At 71.7% G+C, this 15398-nt stretch carries 13 protein-coding genes; 5 read left to right on the plus strand and 8 right to left on the minus strand.

Annotated features, from left to right (window positions below):
* Positions 1-5: 5 nt before the first annotated feature.
* The 3 genes from O3438_RS12325 to O3438_RS12335 all read right to left on the minus strand — a co-directional run bounded on the left by O3438_RS12325 (position 6) and on the right by O3438_RS12335 (position 2503).
* Positions 6-1442 carry a sensor histidine kinase gene (locus tag O3438_RS12325; RefSeq protein WP_269680092.1) on the minus strand — a complete coding sequence of 479 codons (1437 nt, stop codon included), beginning with the start codon at positions 1440-1442 and terminating at the stop codon, positions 6-8.
* Between the two features lie 9 nt (positions 1443-1451).
* Positions 1452-2108, minus strand: coding sequence for a response regulator transcription factor (locus O3438_RS12330; RefSeq protein WP_088990531.1), 657 nt, complete (start codon positions 2106-2108; stop codon positions 1452-1454).
* Between the two features lie 83 nt (positions 2109-2191).
* On the minus strand, positions 2192-2503 hold the full coding sequence (locus O3438_RS12335) for a hypothetical protein (protein WP_269680093.1): 312 nt from the start codon (positions 2501-2503) through the stop codon (positions 2192-2194).
* Between the two features lie 112 nt (positions 2504-2615).
* On the opposite strand from O3438_RS12335, the gene O3438_RS12340 reads away from it, so the two are divergent.
* Positions 2616-2954, plus strand: a complete 339-nt coding sequence (locus O3438_RS12340) for a DUF952 domain-containing protein (protein ID WP_269680094.1) — start codon at positions 2616-2618, stop codon at positions 2952-2954.
* 59 nt (positions 2955-3013) lie between these two features.
* On the opposite strand, the gene O3438_RS12345 is transcribed toward O3438_RS12340, so the two are convergent.
* The 3 genes from O3438_RS12345 to O3438_RS12355 form a co-directional block, all read right to left on the minus strand.
* Positions 3014-4777, minus strand: coding sequence for a CDP-glycerol glycerophosphotransferase family protein (locus O3438_RS12345; protein WP_269680095.1), 1764 nt, complete (start codon positions 4775-4777; stop codon positions 3014-3016).
* 226 nt (positions 4778-5003) lie between these two features.
* On the minus strand, positions 5004-7115 hold the full coding sequence (locus O3438_RS12350; RefSeq protein ID WP_269680096.1) for a DUF6077 domain-containing protein: 2112 nt from the start codon (positions 7113-7115) through the stop codon (positions 5004-5006).
* Between the two features lie 124 nt (positions 7116-7239).
* Positions 7240-7878 (minus strand): TetR/AcrR family transcriptional regulator, encoded by a 639-nt coding sequence (locus O3438_RS12355; protein ID WP_145784275.1) that lies wholly within the window; start codon positions 7876-7878, stop codon positions 7240-7242.
* 178 nt (positions 7879-8056) lie between these two features.
* On the opposite strand from O3438_RS12355, the gene O3438_RS12360 reads away from it, so the two are divergent.
* The 4 genes from O3438_RS12360 to O3438_RS12375 all read left to right on the plus strand — a co-directional run bounded on the left by O3438_RS12360 (position 8057) and on the right by O3438_RS12375 (position 13129).
* Positions 8057-8950: an ABC transporter permease gene (locus O3438_RS12360; protein ID WP_269680097.1), complete on the plus strand. Its 894-nt coding sequence runs from the start codon at positions 8057-8059 to the stop codon at positions 8948-8950.
* Between the two features lie 28 nt (positions 8951-8978).
* Complete coding sequence (locus O3438_RS12365; RefSeq protein ID WP_088991800.1) at positions 8979-9755, plus strand: ABC transporter ATP-binding protein; 777 nt, start codon at positions 8979-8981, stop codon at positions 9753-9755.
* Between the two features lie 134 nt (positions 9756-9889).
* Positions 9890-11407, plus strand: a complete 1518-nt coding sequence (locus O3438_RS12370) for a bifunctional cytidylyltransferase/SDR family oxidoreductase (protein WP_269680098.1) — start codon at positions 9890-9892, stop codon at positions 11405-11407.
* Between the two features lie 33 nt (positions 11408-11440).
* Positions 11441-13129 (plus strand): CDP-glycerol glycerophosphotransferase family protein, encoded by a 1689-nt coding sequence (locus O3438_RS12375; protein WP_269680099.1) that lies wholly within the window; start codon positions 11441-11443, stop codon positions 13127-13129.
* Between the two features lie 34 nt (positions 13130-13163).
* Here the strand turns inward: O3438_RS12375 and O3438_RS12380 are convergent, their stop codons facing one another.
* Positions 13164-14468 (minus strand): hypothetical protein, encoded by a 1305-nt coding sequence (locus O3438_RS12380; protein WP_269680100.1) that lies wholly within the window; start codon positions 14466-14468, stop codon positions 13164-13166.
* Between the two features lie 60 nt (positions 14469-14528).
* Positions 14529-15275, minus strand: a complete 747-nt coding sequence (locus O3438_RS12385; protein WP_269680101.1) for an alpha/beta fold hydrolase — start codon at positions 15273-15275, stop codon at positions 14529-14531.
* Positions 15276-15398 lie beyond the last annotated feature (123 nt).

Here is a 15398-nt window from a genome sequence, read left to right on the forward strand (position 1 = left end):
CGCCGTCAGCGCGCCGGGGCGGGCCGCAGGTCGGCGGCCGGTTCCTCGTCCGCGGGCTCCGCCGCCGGGTCGGGCTCCGCCGCCGGGAACCACAGGGCGGCGACCAGCCCGCGTGACTCCCCCGGGCGCATGGTGAGCCGTCCGTCGGAGGCGTCCACCAGCACGGCGGCGATGGTGAGGCCCAGCCCCGCGCCGTCCACGTTCTGCGCGTCCGGCGCTCGCCAGAACCGCTCGGTCGCCTGGCGGAGCTGACTCTCGGTCATGCCCGGGCCGGAGTCCCGCACCTCCAGGGACACCCCGTCGTCGCGGCGGTCGACGGTCACCGTGACCGCTCCCCCCGCCCCGCTGAACTTCACCGCGTTGTCGATCAACGCGTCCAGCGCCTGGTCGACGGCGGTCGGCACGGTCTGGGCGTACACCGGGGCGTCGCTCGTGGCCAACCGCAGCGCGACCGAACGGTGCCGGGCCAGCGGCGCCCACGCGGACACCCGGGACGCGGCCACCGCGGCGGCGTCCACCGTGACCCGCTCGTTCTCCTCCCGTTCGGCCCGGGCGAGGGTGAGCAGCGCGTCGAGCACCAACGCCAGCCGGTCGGTCTCCTCAAGGGCCAGCTGGTGCTCGGACCGGCCGTCCGGGTCGGTGAGGCTGGGGCCCAGCTCCTCCACCCGCAGCCGCAACGCGGTGAGCGGGTTGCGCAGTTGGTGGCTGGCGTGCGCGACGAAGGCGCGCTGACGGTCCATCACGTCGGACACCACGTCGGCCATGTGGTTGAAACTGGTCGCGAGGCGGCGTAGCTCCGGAGGGCCCAGGCGGTGCTGCACCCGTGCGCCCCGATCGCCCCTGGCGATCTCGTGGGTGACGGCATCCAGTTCGGTGACGGGGCGCAGCACCCAACCGGCCAGCCCGAACGCGGTGAGCACGCAGGCCAGCACGGCGAGCAGACCGGCCAGGGCGAGCAGCAGCCACCACGCGGCGACAGCTCGGCGGATCGGGCCGGACGGCGACGCGATCACCACCGCGCCGAGCACCTCACCGCCGTCGTTGATCGGCGCGGCCACCACCACCGGGTCGGTCGTCCAGGGCCAGACCGACTCGGGCGCGCTGGTCTGCTGCCCGGACAGCGCGATGTCCAGAACCATCGCCGTCGCAGGGCTGGGCTGCCACCCCGGCGACGAGACCGGGGTGCTGCGGTCCCGGTCGACGACCGCCACACCGATCGCGTACAGGTTGTCGTAGCTGTTCAGCTCCGACTCGATCGGGCCCGGCCCACCGTCGCGCAACGCCGGGCCGGCCAGCGAGGCGAACCGGGTGGCGTCGGCGAGCCGGTCGGCACGCACCCGTTCGGTCTCCCGGCTGGCCATGGTGGCGGCCAGCGGTGTCTCCAGCGCGATGAGGACGAGGACCATCAGCAGCAGGTAGCTGATCACCAGTCGACGGCGCACGTCAGCCCCTCACGCGTCCCGCAGCCGGTAGCCGACGCCGCGGACGGTCTCCACCAAGCGGGCGTCACCGAGCTTGCCGCGCAGCGACCCGACGTGCACCTCGACAGTGTGCCGATCGGCCCAGGTGGTGCCCCACGCGTCGAGCAGGATGCGATCGCGCGGCACCGCCACCCCGGGCTGGCGGGCCAGCGAGAGCAGGACGTCGAACTCCTTGCGGGTCAGGGTGACGGCGCGGCCGTCCACGGTCACCGTCCGGGCGGCCACGTCGATGCGTACCGACCCGGCCTCGATGAGGTGTCGCTCCGGCGCGGCGTTGGCGGCCCGGCGCAGCACCGCCTCGATCCGGGCCTGCAACTCGACCATCGAGAACGGCTTGACGACGTAGTCGTCCGCGCCGAGGCGCAGACCGAGCACCCGGTCCCGTTCCTCACCCCGCGCGGTCACCGCGATGATGCCGAGCTGGCTGCTGCGGCGGCGCAGCTCCCGGCACAGGTCGGTGCCGTCGCCGTCGGGCAGGGTCAGATCGAGCAACACCAGGTCACACGGGGCTGCGGAGAGCGCGGCCGCGACGGTGGCCGCGTGCTCCACCTCGTATCCACGGCGGGTCAGGGCGGAGGAGAGCGCACCGGCGACCCGGCGGTCGTCCTCCACCAGCAGGATCCGCACCCGTGCCTCCGTCCGTCGCAACCGTTCTGCGAATGGTGGCAGAAGGGGGCGCGGAGCGGGAGGCCGCCTACCGCGATGTGCGGTTACAGGCCGAAGACGTCGTCGGCGGTGGCGTCCCGGACGCCGTCGGTGAAGCCACGGAAGCCCGGGTCCTCGTGGCTGGCCGGCACGCTCGTCACGGTGACGCCGCCGGCCTGGGTGACCGCGTCGACCAGGGGCGGATAGTCGATCTCGGCATCCTGGAAGGCGTCGTCGTCCGCCTCGGCCAGGTTGATCACGTGCTGGACGTCGTCGGACGGAGTGTCCGGGTCCTCGGCCCACTCGCCGCCGGCCCGGTAGCACTCGTCGTACAGCGCGCGCTGGCTGTCGGTCCAGTCGTCGTCGTAGCTCTGCATCGCCCATCCCCTCCGCGGCCTTGACCTGAGCATGCCCGGCCGAGGGTGACGGGCGCGGCGGTACCGGGGAAACCGCCTCGGCGCGCCCACGGCAGCGCCGTAGGCTACCGAGATGATCTACAAACTGCTGTCCAGCACCGAGTGGGACGACGCCCTCGCCGCCGGCGCCTTCACCGGCTCCGCCCTGGACCGGCAGGACGGTTTCATCCACCTCTCCGGCGGCGACCAGGTCGTCGAGACGGCACGGCGACACTTCGCCGGCGCGACCGGGCTGACGCTGCTGAGCGTGGCGGAGGACCGGCTGGGCGACGCGTTGCGGTGGGAGCCGTCGCGCGGAGGACAGCTCTTCCCGCACGTGTACGGTCCACTGCCGGTCGCCGCGGTGGTGGCGGCGCAGGCGTTGCCCGCGGACACCCCGGTCGCCGAGGCGGTCGCCGCTCTTCTGGGCTGACACGGTCGCGCCCGACCCGACAGGTGTCGGGCCGGGCGCGCAACGCCATCCGTGCGGACTCAGCGGCAGAGCCGGCTGATCTCCTCCTGGAACCGGTCCATCGGGTTCGCCTCGGCGGGGCCGAGCAGGTAGGTCTTCAGCTCCCGGCGGGCCTCGGTCATCGGGTCGTCGCCGGCCCGCGTCACCGACACGATCTTCTCCAGCTCGCCGCAGTCCTTCGAGAGCAGGTACGCGGCCCGGGCCGTCGGGTAGTCCCGGCGGAAATCGTCCTCGGACAGACCGGCCGGGTTGGCCACCACGTACGGGCGCTGGCTCTGCACGAAGTCGGAGACCACGCTGGACACGTCGCTGATCAGCAGGTCGGTCTGGTTGAAGCAGTCGAACAACGCCGGCGTACGACCGGTCACCACCAGGTGCGCGGTGCCGTCCAAGGAGGACGCGTCCGCGTCGCCGCCGGCGGCGCGGATGGCCGCGACGATCCGCTCGTGTGCGGCCCTGGCCTTGTTGGACCGCGACCCGGTGAGCGGGTGCGGCTTGTAGACCAGTCGCAGCCGAGGGTTCGTGGCCAGCAGTCCCTTGACGATCCGCTCACCCATCAGCACCAGCGAGGTGTGGTACGGGTCGTCGTCGAGCCAACCCTCCCAGGTGGGCGCGTAGAGCACCGTGAACGGCCGGTCCACCGACTCGGCGCCGAAGGTGTGCACCCCGGCGAGCTGCGGCCGGCCGATCTCGACGATGTCCGAGTCGAGCACGCCCACGCCGGCCCGGGCGTACCGCTCGCGACCGGCCAGCCCGGCGACCCAGACCTCGTCGTACACCTTGCTGTAGGGGTTGACGCTGGCCTGCTTGTCGCTGTCACCGTGCCCGACGAAGACGTGCTTCGTGGTGGGCTCGCGAAGCATGTGGATGTTCGCGCCGACGTTCGCTGCGTACAGCGCCGCGCGGATGCCGCGCAGGTCGAGGTTCATGAAGTCGACACCGGCCGGTACGCAGATCACCGGCAGCCGGGTGTCGGCCAGCTCCAGGAACGCGTCGCGGCTGCGCATCAGGACCACGGCGCGCTGTTGGAGCGCCTCGGCCGGGGCGAGCCACATGTTGGCCTGGTAGACGTCCTTGGCCGGGCCTGCGAAGTAGAGCGCCACCTCGGGTCGGTAGGTGTCCATCCACCGCTGGACGGCGGGCAGCACCAGGCCCTGCCCGGTGCCCTGGCCCCGGCCTCGCAACCAGGTCAGAGCGGTGATGGCACCCACCACACCGGTTGCCACGACCGCCACTGCGGCGGCGACGAAGAACGGCGTCGGATCGTGCCGTACGGCCGCGACCACGGCGGCCGGAACGAGCAGCAGGTTGAGCAGGGGCATCCGGTCGCCGGTGACCGCCGCCACCCAGGCCGGCAGTTGGTGCGGGGAGCGCAGCTCGCCCAGGTCGATGTTGCGCACCATCGCGGAGAGCGGGTTACGACGCTCGATCATGACGGAGAGCGCGCCGGCGAAGACGGACACGACCCACACCGCGGCCGGCAGCGCCAGCAGCAGGGTCAGCTCCCCGCCGCTGAGCCGCACCTCGGCGGCGACGAGCAGGACGGCCGCGAGGTCCCGGGTGAGCTGCCGGTACGACCAGTGCAGGCCCACCTTCTCCAGCAGCAGGTGCGACGACGGCGACCAGCGGGCGACGGCGAACTCGCCGATGACGGCGGCGAGCCCGGCGACGGCGAACAGGCTGATCCAGCCGAACACACCACCGACGAGCATGACGAGGTAGGCCAGCACCAGCAGGGCACTGTGGGCGGCCACTCCGAGGCGTCCTGTCAACGTGCCGAACAAAAGAGTTCGCTCCCTACGAGATTGCTTGCGGGCTGTGCCCGTGAATGGATCGACGCCACTCCCCCGTCGCGCGGCGGGTCGACCGCAGCCGCCCTGCGCGTGACTGCGACCTTAACGCGAGGGGACGCCCGAGCGTCACTCGGGTATCCGGCACCATTTCGGGCAAAGCTCCGCGCCTGGGTGCGCCCGACCCATCCCTGGGTCGGGCTGCTCGACAGGGGTCCGCTCAGGCGATCCGCCGGAAGCAGATCATCGCCCCGGGCGCCTTGCGCGCGGCGAACTCCTGGTAGCCGAGCTGCGGCGCGGTGTCGCGCGCGTACTGGTTGCCCTTGTAGACGCAGATGGTGCCCACGTCGAGGCGGTCCAGCGCGGGCGCCAGCTCGGCCGGCGTCGGGGCGCTGACGCCGTCGGCGAAGCCGGCGAGCAGCAACCGGTCCTTGGCGAACTGCGAGTTGAGGTCGTACTCGACGAGGTAGAAGTCGCGGGGCAGGACGACCCGGACCTCGCTGGTGACGATCGGCGTGGTGCGCATGATCACCTTCGGGGCCAGCAGCATGCCCTCCGGGCGGTCCAACTCCTTGATCCAGAACGCGATCTTCTGACGCTGCTGAGGAAGCTTCCAGGTGGGCCGCTCGTGCACCTCGACCCAGCTCTTCGGCGACCACATCGGAGTCGCGAACAGGGCGAACGCGGCAACCAGCAGCACCGCGACCCCGCCGGCCGCCGCGCGCCGCAGCGTCGGTGTCGGCGCCGGCACGCGCACGGTGCAGAGCAGACCGATCAGCGTCGGCAGGGCGAGCAGCCACGGCACGCGCCAGAGCACCACCGAGATACCGCTCAACGCGCTCATCAGCTCCAGCACGCCGGGTACGAACATCACACTCAGCGCCAGGGTGGCGCCGGCGATGAGCAGCGCCGGGGTGCGCCGACGGGCGAGCAGTGCCCCGCACCACAGCGCCAGACCGCTGATCACCCCGACCACGCCGAACAACAGCGTCCTCCGGTAGGTCAAGACCGCGTTGAAGAAGGCGTCGTCCGCGCCCTCCGCGGCCATCCCGCCGAGCAGCAGCCGCGAGACCACCAGCGAGCCGATGGGGTACGCGAGAGCGGCGACCGCGGCGACGACGGCGGCCTTCCAGCGCCCGACCAGGAGCATGGCGAAGCCGGCGGCGCCCACCAGCATCGGCAGGATGATCGCCGCGGTGTTGGTGAGGCCGATCGCGGTGATCGAGAGCGCCACGATGAGCACCAGGCTGCGCCGTGACCGGTTGTCGAACCACTCGGTCAGGTAGAGCCACATCAGCGGGATGACCGCCGAGACGAACATGCCCTTGCCCTCGTGCAGCCGAGGAAGGTGGAACGTGCCCAGCGCGGCGTCACCGCCGGCGACGAGGTACAGGTAGGCGATGGCCACCGTGAAGGCGAGCACCGGGCGACGCGGGGCCCACCGGTGCGTCAGCCGCCAGAGGGCGAGCGCGGCGAGCACCGCCATGATCGGCAGCAGCACGTACCAGAGGGCCGAGCTGGCGTGGATGCCGACGACGTTGGCGAACGCACCGTCGAAGACCTCGATCGAGGGGATCGGCGGCTGCGAGCCCATGGCCGGCAGCACGTTCTCGGAGAACAGGAAGTCGTTGATCGGGATCAGGTCGCGCTCGGCGATCCAGACCGACTTGCCGACGTAGTACACGTCGTCCGGGGTGTTGCGGGCCATGAACAACGAGGAGATTCCGACCAGCACCGAGATGACCAGCGCGTACGTCGACTGCCCCACGGTGGGCACCGGGGCGACCGGCGTGGGGACCGGACCGCTGAGCCAGGTCCGGCGGACAAGCAGGATCCCGCCGACTGCGGCGAGCAGACCGGCGATCGCCGGAATCCACCACGTGAGGCTGACCCCGGTCGCGGCCACACCGGCGGAGACGGCCGCGACGGCGGCGGCGACCAGCACCCCGATCAGCAGGCGGCGGTCGACGGCAGGCCGCTCCACGGCCGGCTCGTCCTCCTCGCCGGCAGCGGTGGTGGCGGGTGCCGTGGCGGCGGCCGAACGGCGGCGGCGACGCACGAGGGCCACCACCGCGAACAGTACGCAGGCGACCAGCCAGATCCGGAAGGTCACCGACGGACGCAGGTCACCCAGGAAGGCCGCGTGGTAGAGGACCGTGAAGAGCGCGAACGCCATCACCGCCCCGTCGGTGAGCAGCGCCGGGGCGTCGGCGACCAGTGCGCGTATCCGGGACGCCACGGTCCGACGGTCGGTGGGCCGGGTTGCCTGCTCCGCTCCGGACGTCGGATCCGAATCGGCGGGCGCTACGGCGATGCTGTCGACGGTGGCCACGGGCGTCCTTACTCGTCGGGCGGACCAGGGTTTCGGCGTGGTGACAGCCGGGTGTCAAGGGGGCAGCGTAGCGGAATCGGACAGCCAGACCGATGCTGCGGGCGACCGAGTGTCGGACGCCTGGTCAACCCGGGATCGGGGCCGGCCGGGGTCGGGGCAGGACGCTGTCGGCGCCGAGCCCGGCGGCCACCGACTCGACCAGGTTGTCGAGGTAGCTGTCGGTGAGCGGCAGGCGGGCGATGGCGAGCCGCCAGTAGAGCGGGCCGACGATCAGGTCGATCGCCGCGTCCGGGTCGGTGTCGGCGGGCAGCTCACCGCGCTGCACGGCGCGGGTGACCAGGCGACCGCCGATCTCCTGTTGACGCGCGTGCAGCACCCGACGCAGGGTCTCGTCGATGCTCGGGTTGCGGGCGGCCTCGGCCAGCAGGTCCGGGATGATCTGCGACGCCAGCGGGTGCCGCAGCGCGTGCGCCACCGCCTGGAACAGCAGGGCGAGGTCGCCGCGCAGGGTGCCGGTGTCCAGCGCCGGCAGTTTGCCGTGTGCCGCCGCGGCGACGATCTCCAACACCAGGTCGAGCTTCGAGCTCCACCGCCGGTAGATCGCCGTCTTGCTGACGCCGGCCCGGCGGGCCACCGCCTCGATGGAGAGCCGGCCGTAGCCGACGGCGGCGAGCTCCTGCATCAGCGCACGCCGGATCGCCGCGGTGATCTCGTCGCGCAGCACCGCCGCTCCGGCCGGGGCCCGCCTCTTCTCGGTCGTCATCCAGGGCTCTTATCGCAGGTCACGGGGACCAGCGTAACGCAACGACGATACGGTTGCGTCCCGACGTGTTTCGGACTACTGTCCACGCAGCGACGAGGCGGCGCCCCGCGCACATCTCCCACTAGGATTCCATCGTCGCGAGCCACCCCGTCTGCACAGAGATCGGAGCGCCATTTCCATGGCCACCACCGCGCTGGTCGACCCCGACACGGGCCTGACCCAGGCGCAGCTGGCCGCTCGACACGGGCTACGGGTCGCCGGTGAGCGCCCCAGCGTCGTCGAGTACAGCCGCCGACTATGGGCGTACCGCCACTTCATCGCCGCGTACGCCAACGCCAAGCTGGTCGCCTCGTACAGCAACGCCAAGCTGGGTCAGCTCTGGCAGGTGCTCACCCCGCTCACCAACGCGGCGGTCTACTACCTGATCTTCGGGGTGGTGCTGGCACAGAACGACATGCCGAACTACATCGCCTACCTGACCACCGGGCTGTTCATCTTCAACTTCACCCAGAGCGCGGTCCTGGCCGGCACCCAGGCGATCAGCAGCAACCTGGGGCTGATCCGGGCGCTGCACTTCCCCCGGGCGAGTCTGCCGCTGTCCACCACGTTGACGCAGTTCCAGCAACTGCTGGCCTCGATGGTGGTGTTGATCGGCATCGTGCTGGTCACCGGCGAGCCGATCACGCTGGAGTGGTTGCTGCTGATCCCGGCCCTGTTCCTGCAGGCGATCTTCAACGCCGGCGTGGTGCTGCTGGTGGCCCGGATGGGTTCCAAGGCGAGCGACCTCAAGCAGGTCATGCCGTTCGTCCTGCGCACCTGGATGTACGGCTCCGGCGTCCTCTACAGCGTCAGCCTGTTCGAGCGGCTGCCGGCCTGGGCGACGACGGTCGTGCAGTACAACCCACTGCTGGTCTACATCGAGCTGGCGCGGTACGCGCTGCTCGAGGAGGCGCCGCTGCTCAACGAGTCGCTGACCCAACTCTGGTTGGTCGGGGCCGGGTGGGCCCTGGTCGCCGGGATCGGCGGGTTCATCTACTTCTGGCGCGGGGAACAGGAGTACGGCCGTGGCTGAGCACACGCCCATCGAGGCGACCGCGACGATGACGCCGACGCAGGAGCGCATCCCGACCGTCGTCGTCGACGACGCGCACATCATCTACCGGGTGCACCAGGGCGCCGGCGGCGGCACCACACCGGTCGCCGCGCTGCGCCGACTAGTCAAGCGCACCTCCGCGCCGAACATCCGGGAGGTGCACGCGGTCAAGGGCATCTCCTTCACCGCGTACCGGGGTGAGGCGATCGGGCTGATCGGCACCAACGGCTCCGGCAAGTCCACCATCCTGCGGGCCATCGCCGGGCTGCTGCCGGTCAACCGGGGCGCGATCTACACCCAGGGGCAGCCGTCGCTGCTGGGCGTGAACGCCGCCCTGCTCAACGACCTCTCCGGCGAGCGGAACGTCACCCTCGGCTGCCTGGCCATGGGCATGCATCCCGACGACGTCGCCCGGCAGGCCGCGGGCATCATCGAGTTCTCCGGTATCAACGAGCGGGGCGACTTCGCCAGCCTGCCGATGCGGACGTACTCCTCCGGTATGGCGGCCCGACTACGGTTCTCCATCGCCGCCGCCAAGAAGCACGACGTGCTGCTCATCGACGAGGCGCTCGCCACCGGCGACAAGGGTTTCCGCAAGCGCAGCGAACAGCGGGTGCGGGAGTTGCGCGAGGGCGCGGGCACGGTGTTCCTGGTCAGCCACCAACTCTCCTCAGTACGGGACACCTGCGAGCGGACGATCTGGCTGGAATCGGGCGTCCTGCGGATGGACGGCCCCACCGACGAGGTCGTCCGGGCCTACGAGGCGTACGCCAACAGCAAGTAGCGCCTCGGCATCGACACGACGCCACGGACCGCGTCGCCCGCGTTGGGGCGGCGCGGTCCGCGCGTTAAGGTTCATCCCGTCGCCGCTCGGGCGGAACTTTCCGTTAACGCATCCCTGAGAGTGAGGATCCGGCAATGACGCAGGACCAGACCACTGGCCCGGACGCCGCAGCGGAGACCCCGACGCCATGGCGGCCCTCGCGGACGGTGGCCGTGGTTCTGGCCGGCGGCACCGGGACCCGGCTCGGCCTCGGCATCCCGAAGCAGCTGCTGAAGATCGCCGGCAAGCCGATCATCGAGCACACCCTGGCGGTCTTCGAGGCGGCGCCCGAGATCGACGAGATCATCGTGCTGATGGCGACCGGTCACGTCGACGACGCCCAGCAGATCGTCGACAAGGCCGGCCTGCGCAAGGTCACCAAGGTGATCGAGGGTGGCGACACCCGCAACGCCACCACCCGGATCGCCCTGGACGCGGTCGGCCCGGAGGACTGCAACATCCTCTTCCACGACGCGGTACGCCCGCTGCTCAGCGGCCGGATCGTGCGGGAGTGCGTCAACGCCCTCTGGACCTACGACGCCGTGGACGTGGCCATCCCCTCCGCGGACACGATCATCCAGGTGGACGACAACGACTGCATCACCGACATCCCGGTGCGGTCCCGGCTGCGCCGGGGGCAGACCCCACAGGCGTTCCGCTCCCCCACGATCCGTGAGGCGTACCGGATCGCCGAGGGTGACCCGAACTTCGCCGCCACCGACGACTGCGGCGTGGTGCTGCGCTACCTCCCCGGCACCCCGATCAAGGTGATCGACGGTTCGGACGAGAACATCAAGGTCACCCACCCGGTCGACGTGCACCTGGCCGACAAGCTCTTCCAGCTCGCCGCGGCGCAGGCGCCCCGGCTGACCGACCACCGCAGCTACAGCGAGGAGCTGACCGGCCGCACCATCGTGGTGTTCGGCGGCAGCTACGGCATCGGCCACGAGTTGACCGAGCTGGCCCGTCGCTTCGGCGCCCAGGTCTTCCCGTTCAGCCGTTCCAGCACCGGCACCCACGTGGAGCGGGCTGAGGACGTCGAGGCCGCGCTGACGACCGCGTTCGAGGCCACCGGTCGGATCGACCACGTGGTGGTCACCGCCGGGATCCTGGAGCGGGGCGAACTCGCCGAGATGGACGAGGAGACCATGGACCGGGTGCTCCAGGTCAACTTCGTCGGCCCGGTGACGATCGCCCGCCAGGCGCTGCCCTACCTACAGCAGACCAAGGGTCAGTTGCTGCTCTACACGTCCAGCTCCTACACCCGGGGCCGGGCCCGCTACGCGCTCTACTCGGCCACCAAGGCCGCCCTGGTCAACCTCACCCAGGCGCTCGCCGACGAGTGGGCCGACGTCGGCGTACGCGTCAACTGCATCAACCCGGAGCGGACCGCCACCCCGATGCGGACGCGGGCCTTCGGCGAGGAGCCGGAGCACACGCTGCTCGCCGCGGAGGCTGTCGCCCAGTCGTCCCTGGACGTGCTGATCTCCGACCTGACCGGCCAGGTCATCGACGTGCGCCGGGCGCCCGGTGACGGGGTGACGCCAAGCGTGCCGACGCAGGGTGGGCCGGGTCAGGTCGAGACGTCGGCCGACGTGGCGTCGGTCAACTGACGCCTGCGGCTGCGGAACCACGAACGGAGCGACATGCGCGGCGACCTGGTCCGTAAGCTGGCTGCCCGCTGCCTGAGCACCGGGTTGGCCGTCCTGGCCTTCGTCGTGCTGGCGCTCACCGACGCCACTGGTTCGGGCCTGGCGTTGGCTGTCGCGGCCGTGGTCGCGTCGGCCGTGGAGCAGCGTGTCCGGCCCGGCGCCGACCTCGTCGCCGAGACGACGCTGACCGCCGCAGCCGTCCTCGTGGGTTATTGGCGTCGGCTGGACGACGGTGTCGACCTGGCGTTGGTCGCCACCGCACTGGTCCTGCTGGGGCTGGTGCTGCTGGTGGGGCCTCTGCGCACCGCCGGCAACCTGGAGATGCGGACGGCGAACCTACCGGTGCGCACCTGGACACCGGTGGTCGCCGACCAGCTCGGCACCGCGCTGCTCGGGCTGCTCGCCGTGGTGGCCCTCGCCGCCGCGCTGACAGTGCCGGCCGTGGTGCCACTGGTCGCCAGCCTGCTGGTCGGTGCGGGCGTCGGGGCTGTCGCACTGGACCTGGCCCGGCGGCGGTTCCGGCCGGGCGCCGGCGGTGGCGCGGTGGGCCGTGCGCTGCGTCGGCACCAGCCGGAGTTCGTGCTCTACTTCTCCGCGCCGCCCGGCTCCGAATACCAGGTCACCATGTGGTTGCCGTACCTGGAACGGATCGGCCGCCCGTTCCTGGTCATGCTTCGCGAGCCGGAGTTCCTGGCACCGATCGCCGCGGCCACCGACGCTCCGGTGGTCTACTGCCCGACCCTGCGGGCCATGGACGAGGCACTGGTGCCGAGTCTGCGGGCGGCGTTCTACGTCAACCACGGGGCGAAGAACAGCCACTGCATCCGCTTCACCCAGCTCACCCACGTGCAGTTGCACCACGGCGACAGCGACAAGGCACCGAGCGCCAACCCGGTGTCCGGGATCTTCGACCGGATCTTCGTGGCCGGGCCGGCCGCGATCGACAGATACGCCCGCGCCGGGGTGCAGATTCCCGCCGACAAGTTCGTGGTGGTCGGCCGCCCACAGGTCGAGTCGATCCAGGTTCGCCAGGAACCGGCGCGGGGTCTGGCCCATCCCACTGTGCTCTACACCCCCACCTGGACCGGGCACCACGCCGACGCCGACTACTGCTCGCTGCCGGTGGCCGAGCAACTGCTGCGGCGGCTGCTGGAACGCGGCGCGACAGTGATCCTGCGGGCCCACCCGTACACGACGCAGAACCCGGCGTCGGCGCGCCAGTTGGGCCGACTCACCGAGCTGCTGGCCGCCGACCGGGCCCGCAGCGGACGGCAGCACGTGTTCGGCGCGGCGGCCCGGGAGCTGAGCCTGACCGAATGCGTCAACTCCTCCGACGCGTTGGTCTCCGACGTGTCCGGGGTGATCTCGGACTACCTCTACTCCGGCAAGCCGTACGCGGTCACCGACATGGGTGGCGAGGGCGACCGGTTCGTGGAGCGCTTCCCGCTGGCCGGCTCGGGGTACGTGCTGCACCGCGACCTGTCCAACATGGATGGTGTGCTGACCGATCTGTTGGACACCGACCCGCTGGCTGAGGCGCGGTGGGCCACCCGCCGCCGCTACCTGGGCGACTTCCCCGCCGAGTCGTACGCCGACGCCTTCCTGAACGCCGCCCGCCGCGAGCTGACGTCAGCACCGGACACCGCGGCCGAGCGGTCGCCGCAGCTCTCCCCTCTCGCCTGACCCGGCCGGTCGGGCCGGGCAGGACGGCCGACAGCTAGCTGAGCCCGAGCCGGTACCCTGCCGTGACCTCGACCCGGACGGCCCCGCGAGTGTCGGCCGGCGCAATCCATTCGGCGGTCGCGAGGCCGTCGGCCGACTCGGGAACCGAGCGTACCCAGGGGCGAAGATCCGTCGATGCGACGACGACCTCCACGATTTCCTCGGCGGTCATCAACGTGGCCCCGAGGTGGGCGACGATCCGCAGCCGTCCGTCGGCCAGGATCTCGGTGCTGGTGGAATCGATGTCATCGTCCTCGACTCGACAGAGGCCCCGGACCACGGCCCTGACGTCCGCGACCGGGTCGGTGACGTCGACCACCAGCAGGACACGTACGGCGTCGCGCAACGCCTCCTCGATCGCGCGGATCAACTCGGCCTCGTCCGGACCGTCCTCGTCCCGCCCTCGGAGCACCATCTCCCGGGTCTCCACCGGCCGGTCGACCGGCCCCGGGTCGAACGGGTCGATTCCGGTCCGCACGTACAGCGCCTCGACCGCCGGCGCGTCGCCGAGCGGCCGGGTCGTCTCCATCGCCGCCACCATCCACGTTCCGAGCGGTGACCTGCGTAGGTGCCCCGACGGCAACCCGAACTCGGCGGCCACGGCGGCCACACCGGCCCCGAAGGGAGCCTGCGGTGACACGTCGACCAGAGGTAGCACCAGGAGCAGGGCCAGACTCCAGACGCCGTCGTCGGTCGCCATCTGTCGCAGGTCGACGGACCACACGTCCGGCCGCCCGAGCAGCGGAAGGCAGCGGGCCAGAGCCGTGTCGAGATCGGGGGCGGTCAGCCGGGCGTGCACCCGGGCCACCACGTCGTCGTCGGACGCCGCCGCCGGCAGCCGCCTGACCCGTCGCCGGACAGGAACGATGGACTCGTCGGCGGGCAGCCACTCCGGCGGGTCCCACCACTCGCCTTCGGTGTCGGCGGCCGCGCGGATGGACACACAGATCGGCGTCACGCCGTCGGTCGTCCGCTCCCGACCGGCGGCGAAACCCATCGGGTGACCGGCCGCCGATTCGTCCACCTCGAGATCGCCACGGCTCCATCGGAAGCGCGTCAGCAGTGGCGCGGCCAGGTGACGCACCGCCTCAGCGCCCGGAGCGGACGGGACGGACGGCATCAGCGTCAGGTCGACGTTCACCCCGTCGCGGGGACCGTCGGCGTCGGTGCGGGACGCCACCAGACCCACCGCGCCGAGCGAGGCGACCAGGGACCGACACCGACGCGCGGCATCGTCGAGTCGAGCGTCGACGACATTCAGGCTCACGTCGACCACAAGGGACGGATCAATGGCAGGCATCCGGGCGAATGTAGGCGTCGGAGAGACGGCCGCACGACCGATATTTCCGCTCGGGACCGCTCAGCGGTACGGGTCGAGCAACGCCAGCACGGCCGCCGGGTCCTCCACGTGCGCGTTGTGGCCGAGACCGGGCAACGTGGCGACCGGGACCCCGTACTCCTTGAGCTGTTCGTCGCTGACCATCGGGTCGTGTTCCCCGCGCGCCAGCACGACCGGCGCGTCGGTCGCCGCCAGCAGCGCGGCCAGGTCGGGCTCACCGACGGCGAACGCGGTCGGGTCCATGGCGAGGCGCCACCGGCCGTCGACCTGACGCAGGCCGGCGTCCACCACCGGATGGTCCGGCGGGACCAGGCCGGCCAGGCCGGACACCCGAAGGTAGCGGCGCGCGGCCTCGGCGCGGGTGGCGAACCAGCTGACCGGGCGGGCGGCGAGGTCAGCGGCGCGGGTCAGCTCGTCGGGTGACCAGACGGCCTTGATGCCCAGCCCGACCACGGCGTCCACGGGCGTCCCGGCGGCGCGGGCGGCCAGCGCGAGACCGACCACCCCACCCAGCGAGTGCCCGAGCACGACGAGCCGGTCGCCGGGCGCCAGGCCGCGCGCTATCCGGTCGGCGAACCCCGCAAAGGTGTACGACGGCAGCGGCTCCGCCCAGCCGTGGCCGGCGAGGTCCGGTGCCAGCCACCGCCCCGCCCAGCGCTGCTCCAGCAGCGGCGCCCACGGCAACCAGACGTCCCCGGTCGTGCCCATTCCGTGCAGGAGCAGCAGGACCCGCCCGCGACCGGCTTGACCACCCGATTCATCCACCACGGCCGCAGTCTCCCACGGTTCACGGCCCGGTACGAGAGTCGTCCCTCCCGGGAGACGCTGCCGGCACCGACGGAAACGCCGCGGGCGTCGGCCCCTTGTGGGGGACGACGCCCGCGGCGGTCA

Source organism: Micromonospora sp. WMMC250, from assembly GCF_027460215.1.
GTDB classification, from domain to species: Bacteria; Actinomycetota; Actinomycetes; order Mycobacteriales; family Micromonosporaceae; genus Micromonospora; species Micromonospora taraxaci.